A 14,915-nucleotide genomic window follows, 5' to 3' on the forward strand; every position below is an offset into this window, starting at 1 on the left:
TTATTTCTCGTTTGGCAACCCGATCATGCCCGTCGCGGCCTGCACCGTGACATCGACAAAACCCTCGTGCGAGAATACGCGATTCACCGTATTTTCAATGCCATGCTGAGTTTGGTAGCTGGAGCCATAGCCCGTCGCCGGATTTAACGCGTAGCCGTGATTTGTTCCGATACGCGTCTCGAGCGTATTGACACTTTTACCCACAAGCTTTGGATTCGATTGCACCAATATATATCGTTCATGAGGCAGAGGACGAAACTGAACCCCCACGATATTGCCGAGAACCGCAAAGCGATCATCAGCAAACTGACGTGTGGTTTTACCGTCCGCATCTAAAAGCCGAACCGACGGAGCAAACGTCCTTATAGCCTCTTGCCTGCCGCCAACGGACACGGTGTGGTTTTCCGCACTCAGGGGCAAGGCATAGACAACATAGCGGCTAACCTCGGTATCCGCAGTCAAGCACGGCCTGACCTCATTGATCAGGGTAGAAACCGTGTAATAGGCCTTCTTTTTCTCAGGCGTTAAGGACACCGCATCCGTGAGCAAGGGGGCCGCCACACAGCCCTCGCCCGACAGGGTCAGAACCGCTACGGATGGCGGCGGAGGCGGCGTGGAGGCGCAAGCCGACACCAAAACAGCCGTCAAAAGGCCAAAAGACCATTTTAAGTTACGCATGGGATGGCCCCTATTTCAGGAGTTGCGCCGTCGCCCGCGCCGATTCAACGAGAGCAATTCTCAGACCCTCGGTGGCCTTGGCCGGATCGGCTTCAATATCCTCGACCTTATCAAAGGCATAGTCGGGATTTCCGGGGACATTAACCGTCAAGGGCACGGGGGCCACCGCATTATATTCGACGCGATTGTCGAGCAGGATTTTTTTAGGGTCTTTGCTGTCGACCATTCTGACCAAAATCACGACGTAGGGCCGCCACTTCGTGCCGCCGACCTGCTGGTAACCGTAGGCTACACCAGCGACATCGAGCACAGCGCTTCCGTCCGGAGCGTTGGCTTGCGGCGTTACGGCCACGAGGCTGCGGCTGGTATCACGCTCTGCCTTGAAGCTTGAGACTTCGTAATTCAGCCCCTTTAAGGACGCTTCAAAAGCTTCGTCGAAAATCGCTTCACCATCAAACTTTTGCGACTCTAAAACTGTGTTGATCTTGCCGTTTTGGTTGTTGGCGATACCGGCTTCAATACCCGCAGCCGCCATCCCCACAACAAGCCCTGCCAAACCAAGGCCGCTGGTGGCAGCGGCCATATTTTGGCCGTTGGTAGCCAGTTTGCGAACGCCGGTTTTGGCCGGTATCGCATCTTCGACCACCTGAATTTTTGATATCCCGGATGTCGCCTGATCGAAAGGCACGGGCCGGTAAGGGCTTGCACAGCCACCCAGCAAGCCAACAACCAGAAGTGATCCCATTAAACGCTTCATAATAGCCCCCAATATTTTGTGACGATCCAATAATAACAAAGACCTACCCCCCGCCACATACCCGGATACAGACCTTTATGGGTTCCTTATTATTGTTAAATGTGGCATCTGGCAACCTCCCCGATTATTTTTCCAAAGCAAAGTTGTTGTGCCCTCCCAAGGTTTCTCTCCGGCTGACATGGTGACATGGTGATAAGAATCCGCTAGAGACCGCCCATGAGCACGACATCTCCTTCCCCCGCCCCCAAAACCATGATGCAATTGGCCGCCGAATTTGGTCTGAAGCCTGATGAATATCAGGTCATTCTCGACCGGCTGGGGCGCGAACCGAACTATGTCGAACTGGGCGTATTTTCGGTCATGTGGTCGGAGCATTGCTCCTATAAATCCTCGCGTCTGCACCTGAAGAAGTTTCCGGTCACCGGTGATCGCGTCATCTGCGGGCCGGGCGAAAACGCCGGCGTCATCGACATTGATGACGGTCAGGCGTGCATATTTAAAATGGAATCGCACAACCACCCGTCCTATATCGAGCCCTATCAGGGGGCGGCGACCGGCGTCGGCGGCATCATGCGCGACGTGTTTACGATGGGCGCGCGCCCGGTCGCCCTGCTCAACGCCCTGCGTTTCGGTGAGCCTGACCATCCCAAAACCAAGCGCATCGTCGAAGGCGTGGTCGCCGGTATCGGCGGCTATGGCAATTGCGTCGGCGTGCCCACGGTTGCCGGTGAGACCAATTTCCATGCGGGCTATAACGGCAATGTGCTGGTCAACGCCATGTGCGTAGGCCTGGCCGATGCCGATAAGATTTTCTATTCCGCTGCGCCTGAACCCGGTCTGCCGGTCGTCTATTTCGGCTCCAAGACCGGCCGCGACGGCATCCACGGCGCCACCATGTCGTCGGCTGAGTTCACTGAGGATTCCGAGGAAAAACGCCCGACCGTTCAGGTTGGCGATCCGTTTGCCGAAAAGCTGCTGATCGAAGCAACACTTGAGCTTATGGCGACTGGTGCTGTGGCCGCCATTCAGGACATGGGGGCCGCGGGCCTTACCTCATCATCGGTCGAAATGGCCGGTAAGGGCGGGCTTGGGATCACGCTCGACCTCGATAAGGTGCCACAGCGCGAAGAAAACATGTCGGCCTATGAGATGATGTTGTCGGAATCGCAGGAGCGCATGCTGGCCATCCTCAAGCCCGGCCGCGAAGCCGATGGCTACCGCGTGTTTGAAAAATGGGGCCTTGATGCCGCCGTCATTGGTGAAACCAATACGTCCGGTCATATTGTGCTGACCCATAAGGGCGAAGTGGTGTGCGACCTGCCGCTGGCCCCGCTCTCGGACGATGCGCCGCTCTATGACCGTCCGTGGGTTGAGCCTACGTGCGAGCCGGAACTTAACCTGGCGGATATCCCCGCCCCGGCCAACCTCAATGACGCCCTGCTGACCATTATTTCCAGCCCTGACATGTCGTCAAAGCGCTGGCTGTGGGAGCAGTATGACCGTCACGTCATGGCCGACACCCTCTCCGATTCTTCGACCGGCCACGATGCCGGTATGGTCCGCGTTCACGGCACGAAAAAGGCGCTGGCGGTCACGTCCGACTGCACCCCGCGCTATGTCAAGGCCAACCCCTATGAAGGCGGCAAGCAGGCCGTGGCCGAAGCGTGGCGCAACCTGACCGCTGTGGGGGCTGATCCGATCGCCATCACCGACAACCTCAACTTCGGCAGCCCCGAAAAGCCTGAGACTATGGGCCAGATCGTGCGCGCCATTGACGGCATGGCCGAGGCCTGCCGCGAGCTGGCCTTCCCGGTCGTATCGGGCAATGTCTCGCTCTACAACGAAACCAATGGCGTTTCCATTCCGCCTACCCCGACCGTCGGCGCGGTCGGCCTGCTGAAAGACTATGATCAACGCGCGGGCTTTAATGGCCTGAAAGCCGGTCAGGTTCTGGTGCTGATCGGGGCAACCGTCGGCGAACTGGGCTCTTCCATTTACTTGCGCGAAGTCCACGGCATCGAAGCCGGTGCCCCGCCCAAGGTCAATCTCAAGGTTGAAAAGCGTAACGGCGACTTCGTGCGTGACCTGATCAAGTCCAAATCCGTCAGCGCTGTGCATGACCTCAGCGACGGTGGCCTTTTGATCGCGACTCTTGAAATGGGACTAGCATCTAAGGTCGGGATCGAGCTTAAGAACCCGAGCGACCTCGACGACCATGTGTTTGCCTTTGCCGAAGATCAGGCCCGCTATCTGGTTGGCGTGGAAGACGCATCCGCTCATACCTTGCTGGCGCAGGCCGCCGAAGCGGGCGTACCGGCGCAGGTGGTGGGTCTCGCGACCGGCTCAGACCTGTGCTTCAAGGGCCTGTGCCTAAGCCTGTCGTCGCTTAAAGCCGCCAATGAAGCGTGGCTGCCGGCCTATATGGGCGCGGCCACTTAAGCGCAAAAGCTGAACCAAACCCAATACACAACCCTTGATTTTAAATCAGGTTGCGGATGGTTGAAATATTGGCCCCTGCCCCCATTTTCGCCGTAAGCTTAACCAGCTTGTTAACCTTCGGGTCATAACCGCAAGGCTAAGATTTTCATGTTCATTGCCTTTGAGTCCCATCATGCCCATTGCCCAGAGCGACCTTGAAACCCTTTTGAAAGACGCGTTCCCGCACGCGCAGATCGAGGTTGTCGATCTGGCGGGTGATGGCGATCACTATAAGGCGATTATTGCCGACGCGTCGTTTGCGGGCCTCTCAAAGGTCAAGCAGCACCAAAGCGTCTATGCCGCACTAAAGGGTCGCGTCGGGGGGGAAATTCACGCCCTGGCGCTAGAGACCCGCGCCCCCTGACGGAGCGCGCGCGATGCGATACCGCCCCTTTGGACGTTCCGGCATGGCGCTATCAACCGTAGGCCTGCGCCTGAGTTGGGACACGTTCAATAAAAACCGCAATACCGCCTCAGCTCTGATGACGGCGGCGCTCGAAAACGGCATCAATACCTTCCATTTCGACACCACCGATCTTGAGTTGCTCAAACTGGCGGCTGAGGTATTTTCCGTCGTCGATCGTAAGCTGTTGTTTATCGGCTGCACCGCGCACGGCCGCACGATTGACGGCCCGGCCACCAGCTATGAACTGACACCTCTCAGATCTCGCCTGAAAGGAGCCATCAAGGAGTCCGGCCTGATGTGGCTCGACATGCTGGCCTTTGAGCGGCCCATCAACTACGTCCTGCCCGAAGACAGCCGCGCCTTTTTGAGGAGCCTCAAAGAAGCCCGTATGCTGCGTTACACCTGCGCCACTGTCGATGTCGCCGACATGGACGAAGTGATCATGAGCGGAGATTTCAACGTCATTGATACCCGCTTTGACCTCGACACTTCATGGGATAAACGCAACCTGATGGATAAGGCGGTGGCCAGCGATATGTGCGTTTTGGCCCGCGACTACTACCCCGATGCCTATAAAAAAGCCTCCGATCTCATGCCGGCGGATGGCAAGAAATCGTGGTTCTTTAAGAAGCCTGAAAACCCGCTGACCGGCGCCGGCACCTATGCCTTTTTGCACCAGACCCCGGACTGGACGGCGGAGGAACTCTGCTTATCTTATGCTCTGCACCAGACGGCTATTTCCTGCGTGCTGATCGAGCCAAAGTCGGTGGACCAACTGGAACTGCTGGCCCAGGTGCCCGAACGCCACATGCCCTCCTCCGTCCCGGCCCAGATCGAAATGGCCCGCTTTACCGAGCATGGCCCGAAAAACCGCGTAAAGGCTTAGATACTTATCTTAGTCCCTCGCCGGGCGGTGGCTATGCCACCTTGGCCACCGCCTCAATGGCGGCTTGAGCGGAATGATTTCCACAAAAATCATTCCGCTCTGGATTTCCATCCGCCACACGCCTATATCGAAGTCATACATTTATGCGGAGCCTGATACCGTGAGCACAGACATCAACACCGAAGCCCACCAGTTTATTGAGACGACGATCAAGAACAATCCTGTCGTCCTGTTCATGAAGGGCACACCCGATGCGCCGCGCTGCGGGTTCTCGTCACTGGTCGTGCAGGTGCTCGACCATCTGGGCGTAGAGTTTGCCGGCGTTGACGTGCTTCAGGACGAAGACCTGCGCGAAGGCATTAAGGCCTATACCGACTGGCCGACCATCCCTCAACTTTATGTCGCCGAAGAGTTCGTGGGCGGTGCTGACATCGTGCGCGAAATGTTTCAGTCGGGCGAACTGAAACAACTGCTGACCGACAAAGGTATTGTCGCGGCTTAATCTCGCCACTTATTCTTGGAAAAGGCCTGAGTAAACTCAGGTCTTTTTTTGTGTCTCGTGCGTAGGGATCTGTACGCGCAGCCCCACCCCCAGCATCTGGACGATATCAGACGACAGGAAATCGGCACCATAGCCATTCAGGTGCAGATTATCATAATAAAGCGGCTTCCCGCCTTTTTCCGACGCACAGCCGGAGGCCGTGACTGAACAGAGCCTTTGCGCCGGATCGTAATACATGACCCCCGCCTTGGCGCTTTGGCGATCCAGCAGATTACGCGCCACCCGCGTGCGCTTAAGATGATCCTCAAGCGACAGGTTGGGCAGATCATGATTACGGCGCGCACTCTTGATCGATGAGAACATGTAACGCGGCACATGGTGGCTCATCTGCGGGATGGGATAGACCACGATGATCTTCTTACCGGCCTTAAGATAGGCATCAAACTCACGGTCCATAACCGCGGCAATGGCCGCTTCCCGTTCCGGTTCCCGACGGCCGCGTACCAGTTCCGGCCGCTCCGCCGAGGTGTAGCATTGGCGGGCCTGCGGGCAGCTAAAATAGTCGGCCCAGTTCGAGACGACGATGACGGTATCGATGTTTTTCGAGTCCAGAATATACTGATGGGCCTTGGTGTGAAACTGGGCACACGGCTCAGGGTCTTCGCGACGGATAAGCCCCGCAAACGGCGGGCAACCGGTCCAGGTAAACTGCTGCATACCGATCGGTTGCCCGGTCAGGTGTTCGGCCAGTTTCCATGACACCTCGGTCGACATGCTGTCGCCGACCACCGCCACCGTGCGGCCCGACGTGTCGCCAAACCGACAGTAGCTGTCGAACGAGGTCGGTATCTGGTTCAGGCAATCCTTGCCATAGGGGCTGGTATATTCGTTGCCCGCCGAGATCATGCGCTCTTCGGCCGTCAGGCGCTGAGGCAGTCCACCGGTGATATGCAGGGTCAGGCCCACCGCCACCAGCCCCACTGCACAGGCCGCGGCACCGGCAAATAGCTGATATTTTGGCAGTTTGAGCCCCTTACGAAAGGGTTGCTCGATATAGCGCCAGGTCAGGTAAGCCAGCCCCAGCGAAAACACTATCAGCAGAATATACCCACCCGGCGATACGCCGTCCGGCGACAGCAGACGCGCAAACACAAATACCGGCTGATGCCACAAATAGGCGCTGTAACTGATCAGGCCGATACCGACCAGATAAGGCTGGGTCAAAACCCAGTATGCCCATGTGCCTTGCCGCGCACATCCAATGATCAGCATGGCCCCGCTGACCGGAATGAGCGTCATCAGGCCAGGCCAGGGAATAAAGTGTTCAATCACCAGAACCGGCGCAATGATCATGATCAGCCCTGCCATAGACAGTATCTGATGAACTTCCGCCCGGCTCAGCAGGCCGAGCAGGCGCTCCATGACCGGCGGGTGGACGGTTTCATGTCGGTCATTGTGGAGCCAAATCGCCAGAAGCGCGCCCGCCAGTAATTCCCACGCCCGGCTTGTCAGCAGGTAAAAGGTAGCGTTAGGATCATGGCGCCAATTGTATTCCGCCCAGATCAGGCTGATGAGCGCAATCCCGCCGAAGATCGCCATCAAATAGCGGCGGGCGTACGTCCATACCGCAAACAACAACAGCGGAAACAGGACATAAAACTGCTCTTCGACCGCCAGAGACCAGGTATGGAGGAAGGGTTTGTATTCCGAGGCGCCTTCGAAATAACCGCTTTCGCCCAGAAAAAACACGTTCGACAGAAACAGGTTGACCGCAACCAGACTCTGGCCGAAATCGCGAAACTCTTCGGGCAGCATGGTGAACCATGCAAACGGGATCGATACCGCCATGACAAGGATCAGCGCCGGCGCGATGCGTCGCACCCGCCGCTCATAAAACCTGAGCAACGAGAACCGGCCTTGCCCGATTTCATCAGCCAGTATGCGCGTGATCAGGTATCCGCTGATGACGAAAAACACGTCAACACCGACGAAACCACCTGAAAACATTGAAAAACCGGCATGACTTAGCATGACCGGCAACAGTGCCAGTGCGCGCAGCCCGTCTATTTCGGGCCTGTACTTGTCTTGTACGTACCTCAAAGCCTGCCTCACGAACTGCTGCAGCGACGCACATGCGCCACCCGGGTTTTCTGCCCGTGCATTAGTCAAAAGCCAGTGCTGTTCGTTTCCCCGATACCGTTCAAAATGCGAACGGCCCCTCAAAAAGCGCGCGGATTAAAAGTTTCTGCCTTGCGCGCCCGGCTGGCCCTTTGGGCCCGCCATAAGCGTTATGCTACCGTACAAATACGCAACGCCACATTAACCATAAAATCGCAGAGCCTTATGGATACACGACTTTATCGCCTGTGGATAGAAAAAAGTCATATCGACTACGTTTTTGCATGACTATAACCATACCGGCACAATTGACATTATTGAGATCAATCTTCATCGTTGACCGATGGGAAAGGGATGTTGCGATCAACATCCGATTGGGGGATTAAATGAGATTATTACAACGGATGGCCATATCCGTGGTCATGACTTTGGTTACGCTGCTGGTGGCAGTCCCCACTCAGGCCGCCGGTTGGCTACGCGTCGAAAGCCCTAATTTCATAGTCTACAGTGATGTCACAGAGGCTCAGACACGCGAATATATTCAAAAACTGGAGTCGTTTCAGTACATAAGCGATCTGTTTTACATTGATCTGGGTGACGCGCCCCTGCCCCAGCAAGACAAAACCGTCTTCTATCTGATGCGGTATGTGAATGATTACCGTATCGTGCGGCCCGACACGAAACCGAACAGCTTCAATCCATATTATGTCTGCGAAGAAGGCGATCAGTTCTTCTCCACCAAAGAAGTCAACACCAATAATGAAAGCGCCATGGGCGGCGAACTGATTCAGGGGCTCGACCTCGACCTTGGCTACATGCTGTTTTCACTTAACCGGACACGGTTGCTTCAGCATTTTTCTTACCGGCCGCCCGCCTGGCTGGCCAACGGGCTCAACTGGTACATGATGACAACCATCATTGATGAGAACCGGGTGATTATAGGCAGGCCTGAACCGCGCATTGCCTATGCCTATACTTACGGCGAGCGTGAAACCGACATTACAGGCGGTGGTTATCTTTCGGACTTTGCTGATATCATTGCCGAAAAACCAGTAGCTGAGAGAAAGGAAAAGGCGCTCACCTTACAAAACTGGGTCATTACCCACTATATGATGAGCGATAAGGATCGCCGCGCAAAACTCAAAGCCTTTCTGGACGTCTACGCGACAAAAAGCAAACCGCCGCTGGAGGCTTTCATCAGCACCACCGGTATAACCCCCGAAACGTTTTCAACCGTTCTGAAAGACTATAAAACGAAAGGCATTCCAGCCACAGCCTATACCCTGCCCTCACTGGAGCAGACCAAGGTCGCGATTACGGTCACGAAACTGCCCGATTATAAGGAACCGCTACCGCTGCTGAATGCGGCGACCCTGACCTGCCCGGATGCAGAATATGGGGCAAAACTCCTCAAACGTATCCGTAAGCAGGCGCCGTTGAGTCCGAACGACGATCTGACACAAATGGCCCACGCAAGGGCAGAGATCCTGTTTGGCGCCCCCTCTGTGGCGCTGCCCATACTCACCGCCCGTTTAGCCGCTGACCCTAAAAATTTCGAGGCTCAGTACTGGCTCGGGCGGCTCTACCTGCAACTGGCCCAAAACGGCCCGCAGCCGGATAAGGCTAAAGCCTACGTCAATGCCCGGCGCGAATTGGGCAAGGCCTACCAGTTGAATGATAACTCGGCTCTGGTACTTTATAACTATGCTCAAGCCAATGAGAACAAGCCGGGCTTCCCGGATGATAATGCCCTGAATGCCGCCAAAATGGCCTATGAGCTTACGCATGGCCGGTACAACACATATTATATCCGGCTTTTGATCCTTCGCGGCGATTATACAGCCGCCTCAGCACTGATCGCGGACCTCATACCCCGGATAAAAGATCCTGAATGTCTCAAACTTCTGACGAGCCTTCGGGACTCTATAACCGCCAAACAACCTGTTGAGACCGTGATAAAACAGGTCGATGCCTATGAAGTTTGGGAAGACACCCACAAAGAAAGCTAAATAAAAAAGGCTCCGGAAACTCCGGAGCCTTTTTAATTCTATCCCGAAGGAAAACCTTACGACGAATAATATTCGACGACCAGGTTCGGCTCCATCTTGACCGGATAAGGGACTTCCGACAGTTCCGGCATGCGGATGTAGGTAGCCTTCATACCCTTGGCGTCCAGTTCGATGTAGTCCGGCACATCGCGCTCAGGCGATTGCAGGGCTTCGAGAACCAGAGCCATGTTGCGCGAACGCTCACGCACCTCAACGACGTCGCCGACCTTGACGCGGTAAGAGGCGATGTTCACCTTCTTGCCGTTGACCAGGACGTGGCCGTGGTTGACGAACTGACGCGCCGCCCAAACGGTCGGCACGAACTTGGCGCGATACACCACGGCGTCCAGACGCGACTCGAGGAGTGCGATCAGGTTTTCCGAGGTGTTGCCCTTGCGGCGATCGGCCTCTTCGTAGGTCTTGGAGAATTGCTTTTCGGTGATGTTACCGTAGTAACCCTTCAACTTTTGCTTGGCGCGAAGCTGGGTCCCGAAATCGGAGATCTTTTGCTTGCGACGCTGACCGTGCTGGCCGGGGCCATAGGAGCGCTTGTTGACGGGAGACTTAGGACGGCCCCACAGGTTTTCACCCATGACGCGGTCGAGTTTGTACTTAGCGGCATGGCGCTTAGACATATCTTAGACCTTATCAAACCCTGACCGGCCTGAAACCCTTATGTTTCAGACGATTGCAACGGCGGCGCAGGATCAATCCGTACTAAACTCGGGCAGTATCCGAATTTGAAGCGGCGCTTATGACCGTTAAACCCTTAAGAGTCAAGGCGCAGATGTCATCAAAACATCATAGCGGCAGCCATTATGGTTAACCTTTGCGCAAGGGATTCACCACAGACTTACACACAGCTTTATCACAACCCGGATGCTTTGTATGTTTTCTCGCTCCCTGTCCGCCAAAATCGCCGGCGCTGGCGCGCTGACCGTCGCGGTCGTCTTTGGCCTTGGCACCCTGTTCATCTCCCAACAGACGAACACCACCCTGTCCAGCCAGAACCAGAACCTGCAAACCCAGGCCGCCGAAAATCAGGCCGCCAGAGTGCAGAACCGGCTGGATCTGGCGGCGCGCACCGCTCAGGAAACCGTCACGGCCCTGTCTGCCATCCGCCAGCAGGGGGTGACAGACAGGGCGGTCTATGACGGCGTGCTCAAGGCAGGCCTTGAGACCAATCCGGATCTATTGGGCGTGTGGTCAGGATGGGAGCCCAATGCACTCGATGGCAAGGACGCCGAATTTGCCAATACACCAACCAATGACGCCACCGGCCGTTTTGTGCCTTACTGGAACCGCGGGTCGGGTCAGGCCATCCGTGAACCATTGGTCGATTATGATAAACCCGGCGCCGGCGACTATTATCTGCTGCCCAAGCAACAGGATCGCATGATCGCCATCGAGCCCTATAGCTATACGGTTGGCGGCAAGAACATGTTGATCATGACGTTTAGCGCCCCCATCAAGGTCGATGGTCAGTTCTATGGCACCGGAGGGGTCGATATCGCCCTTGATACCCTCAATAAGGAAATCGCCGCCGTAAAGCCGTTTGGCACCGGCTTTGTCACCCTGGTCAGCCATTCCGGCATCGCCGTCAGTTATCCGGACGAGGCCAAGACCGGCAAGCTGATGAAGGATGTCGATCCTGCGGCGGCCCGCGCCGCTGCGGACGCCATCGCTGGCAATAAGGCTGCCACCATTGATGCCGCCGGCACAGGCGGCGACTGGCGCTATCTGGCCCTGCCGGTATCGGCTGGCGGCACGAAAGATCGCTGGGCTGTGGTTGTGGCCGTACCGGTCGCGACGCTCAATGCCGAAGCCAATAAAAACAACACCACCATGCTGACCCTGTCGGCCCTCAGCATTGTGATTGCCGCCCTGATCCTGTTCTTTGTGCTGAGCCGTCTGGTCGGTTCACCGCTCAAAGGCCTCGGCAAAACCTTTGATCGCATGGCATCCGGTGACCACAATGCCGAAGTTCCCGAAGCCAAACGCATCGATGAAATCGGCCTGATCGGTAAGGCGGTCATGGGTTTCCGCGAAAGCCTGCGCCTGAAAGCGCGTGCCGATGCCGACGAAGACACCCGCCGTCAGGCTCAGGCTTCAGAGGAGCGCAAAGTCGTCATGGCCCGTCTGGCTCAGGAGTTTGAGGCGGCGGTCGGCGGGATCGTCGAGACGGTCTCTCAGGCGTCACGCGACATGAAAAACTCGGCCGAAGCGCTTAACATGATCGCCGCCAATGCGTCGGGCCAGACCATCACTATCGCCTCGGCCACCGAAGAAGCAGCCTCCAATGTGCGCACGGTCGCCGCCGCGTCTGAGGAACTGACCGCCTCGATCAACGAGATCACCTCGAAAGCACAACAGTCCGGCGCCATTGCCCGCAAGGCGGTCGAGGAAGCCAACAAATCCGACGCCCGTATTCAGGAACTGGAATCCGCCGCCTCAAAGGTCGGTGAAGTCATCAACTTCATTCAGGCCATCGCCCAGCAGACCAATCTGCTGGCGCTCAACGCCACGATCGAAGCAGCCCGCGCCGGTGATGCCGGCAAAGGTTTTGCCGTCGTCGCCACCGAGGTCAAATCTCTGGCCAGCCAGACTGCCAAGGCCACGGACGATATTTCCGAGCAGATCGACGCCATCCAGAACGCCACCCGCGGCACGGTTGAGGCCATCCACGCTATCCGCGACGTCATTCACGACATGAGCGATATCGCGCTCGCTATCTCGGCGGCGATGGAGCAGCAGGGGGCGGCCACTGACGACATCGCCCGCAACGTCCACGAAGCGTCCAAAGGCACGGATGAGGTCGCCAGCCACATCCATTCCATCTCGGTCGCCACTCAGGAAACCGGAGATGCTTCCTCGCAGGTACTGGAGACCGCGGATAATCTGGTCACCCAGTCGGACTCACTGCGCCAACAAGTGCAGCAGTTCGTGGCGCAGGTTCGCCACGGCTGATGTGAGCTTACAGCCCTACTCACGGTGTTTGTTATTTGCCAACGCCCTGTCTTTTCTGGAAAAGACAGGGCGTTGACATATTCAAAGGAACCCTAAGTATGCTTGAACGGCTGATTGAGCGCCTGATCTTATCCAGCCGTTGGATACTGGTGATCTTCATATTAGGGCTGTCGGCCTCGCTGCTGATTTACGCGGTGTCGTTCTGCCTGAAGTTCTACAAGGTCGCGCTCCACGTTTTCGACTATTCCGAAAACCAGATGATACTGGCCATGCTGGGCCTGATCGATGCGGCGCTGGTGGCGTCACTGATCGTTATGGTCATGATCTCAAGCTATGAGAATTTTGTCTCACGGTTCGGCGATGATCATGACGATAAAGAACAGGTCAGCTTTCTGGGTAAGCTTGATTCCGGATCGCTCAAAATCAAGGTCGCCTCTTCAATCGTTGCCATTTCGTCGATCCATATGCTGCAGATATTCCTCAACATCGACACCATCGCTAATGACAAGGTGATGTGGATCGTGATCCTGCATATGGCGTTTGTCGTGTCGGCGCTGTTGCTGGGCTTTCTGGAACGGATCATGGACAAGAAAAAAGACCTGCCGAAAACCTGATAAAAAAAGCCCGCTGGTTTCTTTGACGCGCATTTACTTCCGAAAACCGCTTACACTTTTGACTACGTCGAACTGCGTTTCAGAATGCGCTTTTGCCAGCTGGCATTTTCCTTATCGGTTTTCCGGATGGAACAGCACCTTATCGATGCGCCGTTCGTCCATATCCATGATTTCGACATCATAGGGCCCGACCCGGACGATTTCGCCCTCTTTCGGGAAGCGGCCCAGTTCATTGAGAATGAGCCCGGCCACCGTGTGAAAGCCCGCACCGGATTCAAAGTTTTCACCAATGGCGTCGCCCAGTTCCATCAGATCAGCGCGGCCATCGACCAGAAACGAGCCGTCCTCGCGGCGCACGATCATCAACCGGCCATCGTCATGGGCCTCGTCAAAATCACCGGCGATCATTTCCAGCAAATCGGTTGGGGTCAGAACCCCTTCGATGGTGCCAAACTCATTGACCACAAGGGCAATATGCACCTTTGACGACTTAAACAGTTCCAGAGCGTGCAGCAGCGATGTCGTATCCGGGATAAAGATCGGATCATGGACCAGCGCTTCGAGATCAAATTTTTCCCCACGCATAAAGGCATCGGCAATGTCGCGTTTATGAGCGACACCAACCGGATTTTCAAAGTCCTGCCCGCGTACCACCACAAAGCGTGAATAGGGACAGGCGCGGATATCATCGATCACCACCGCTTCGGGGTCATCCAGCGACACCCAGTAAACTTCGGGGCGCGGTGTCATGGCCACCCGCACCACCCGGTCGCCCAGGCGCATCACTTCGGTCATCATCTGCTGCTCGGCAGGTTCAATCAGCCCCGCCCCCATGCCTTCGGCCAGAGCGGTTTCGACCTCTTCCTGAGTGATGGTCTCGCCCTTTTCGTCCTTGATGCCCAGCCCCCGCAGCACCAGCATGGTCGATCCGGTCAAAAGCGACACGAACGGCCCCATTGCTGCGGCCAGAAATGACAAAGGCCGCGCCACGACACCGGCGATCGTTTCAGGGAAAATGAGGGCAATGCGCTTGGGCACCAGTTCGCCGACGATCAGCGACAGATAGGTCAGCATAACGACCACAACACCGGTGGCTATGGCTTCGGAATAGGGCGCCAAGGTTGGGACACTGGTTTCCAGCAGCTTATCCAGTTCGCTGGCGATCGTCGCCTGTCCATAGGCGCCGGCCAGAATACCGATCAGGGTGATGCCGACCTGAACGGCCGACAGGAAACGGGTGGGATCTTCGGACAGTTTGAGGGCGGCCTTGGCCCCCTTATCACCCCGGTCGGCACGGCTTTGGAGTTTGGCACGGCGGGACGACACCACGGCCAGTTCGGACATGGCAAATATGCCGTTCAGCACTACCAGCAGCAGCACAACAGCACAGGCAAAAAGTAACATTGAAAGTGGATTCCAGACGAAGCCTCATTCGGCTCCGTCTGTTATGGTAGTCATTAA

12 protein-coding genes are annotated in these 14,915 nt (G+C 56.4%); 7 read left to right on the plus strand and 5 right to left on the minus strand.

Annotation, left to right across the window (positions count from 1 at the left end):
* Window positions 1–678, minus strand: coding sequence for a hypothetical protein (locus PQU98_RS03720; RefSeq protein ID WP_272743533.1), 678 nt, complete (start codon window positions 676–678; stop codon window positions 1–3).
* 10 nt (window positions 679–688) lie between these two features.
* Window positions 689–1,435, minus strand: coding sequence for a hypothetical protein (locus tag PQU98_RS03725; protein ID WP_272743534.1), 747 nt, complete (start codon window positions 1,433–1,435; stop codon window positions 689–691).
* 216 nt (window positions 1,436–1,651) lie between these two features.
* Here PQU98_RS03725 and purL point away from each other — a divergent pair, with 216 nt between their 5' ends.
* From purL to grxD, 4 genes are all read left to right on the plus strand, one after another.
* Complete coding sequence (gene purL / locus PQU98_RS03730; protein ID WP_272743535.1) at window positions 1,652–3,874, plus strand: phosphoribosylformylglycinamidine synthase subunit PurL; 2,223 nt, start codon at window positions 1,652–1,654, stop codon at window positions 3,872–3,874.
* A gap of 172 nt (window positions 3,875–4,046) precedes the next feature.
* Window positions 4,047–4,277, plus strand: a complete 231-nt coding sequence (locus PQU98_RS03735) for a BolA/IbaG family iron-sulfur metabolism protein (RefSeq protein WP_272743536.1) — start codon at window positions 4,047–4,049, stop codon at window positions 4,275–4,277.
* Window positions 4,278–4,290: 13 nt separating this feature from the next.
* The gene (locus tag PQU98_RS03740) at window positions 4,291–5,205 is read left to right on the plus strand and encodes an aldo-keto reductase family protein (protein WP_272743537.1); all 915 of its coding nucleotides are present in this window, start codon (window positions 4,291–4,293) and stop codon (window positions 5,203–5,205) included.
* Between the two features lie 160 nt (window positions 5,206–5,365).
* Window positions 5,366–5,707 carry a Grx4 family monothiol glutaredoxin gene (gene grxD, locus PQU98_RS03745; RefSeq protein ID WP_272743538.1) on the plus strand — a complete coding sequence of 114 codons (342 nt, stop codon included), beginning with the start codon at window positions 5,366–5,368 and terminating at the stop codon, window positions 5,705–5,707.
* Window positions 5,708–5,743: 36 nt separating this feature from the next.
* Here the strand turns inward: grxD and PQU98_RS03750 are convergent, their stop codons facing one another.
* A complete protein-coding gene (locus PQU98_RS03750) occupies window positions 5,744–7,807 on the minus strand; it encodes an acyltransferase family protein (protein ID WP_272743539.1) in 2,064 nt (687 codons plus the stop codon).
* Window positions 7,808–8,211: 404 nt separating this feature from the next.
* On the opposite strand from PQU98_RS03750, the gene PQU98_RS03755 reads away from it, so the two are divergent.
* Window positions 8,212–9,834 (plus strand): tetratricopeptide repeat protein, encoded by a 1,623-nt coding sequence (locus PQU98_RS03755; RefSeq protein WP_272743540.1) that lies wholly within the window; start codon window positions 8,212–8,214, stop codon window positions 9,832–9,834.
* Window positions 9,835–9,890: 56 nt separating this feature from the next.
* On the opposite strand, the gene rpsD is transcribed toward PQU98_RS03755, so the two are convergent.
* A complete protein-coding gene (rpsD, locus tag PQU98_RS03760; RefSeq protein WP_272743541.1) occupies window positions 9,891–10,508 on the minus strand; it encodes a 30S ribosomal protein S4 in 618 nt (205 codons plus the stop codon).
* 253 nt (window positions 10,509–10,761) lie between these two features.
* Between rpsD and PQU98_RS03765 the strand changes: the two genes are divergently transcribed.
* Both PQU98_RS03765 and PQU98_RS03770 read left to right on the plus strand, forming a co-directional pair.
* Window positions 10,762–12,840 (plus strand): methyl-accepting chemotaxis protein, encoded by a 2,079-nt coding sequence (locus tag PQU98_RS03765; RefSeq protein WP_272743542.1) that lies wholly within the window; start codon window positions 10,762–10,764, stop codon window positions 12,838–12,840.
* A gap of 98 nt (window positions 12,841–12,938) precedes the next feature.
* Entirely contained in the window at window positions 12,939–13,454 is a 516-nt protein-coding gene (locus PQU98_RS03770; protein ID WP_272743543.1) for a TIGR00645 family protein, read from the plus strand.
* A gap of 111 nt (window positions 13,455–13,565) precedes the next feature.
* Here the strand turns inward: PQU98_RS03770 and PQU98_RS03775 are convergent, their stop codons facing one another.
* Window positions 13,566–14,858, minus strand: a complete 1,293-nt coding sequence (locus PQU98_RS03775; RefSeq protein ID WP_272743544.1) for a hemolysin family protein — start codon at window positions 14,856–14,858, stop codon at window positions 13,566–13,568.
* Between the last annotated feature and the right edge of the window lie 57 nt (window positions 14,859–14,915).

The organism is Asticcacaulis machinosus (assembly GCF_028550435.1).
Classification (GTDB): Bacteria; Pseudomonadota; Alphaproteobacteria; order Caulobacterales; family Caulobacteraceae; genus Asticcacaulis; species Asticcacaulis machinosus.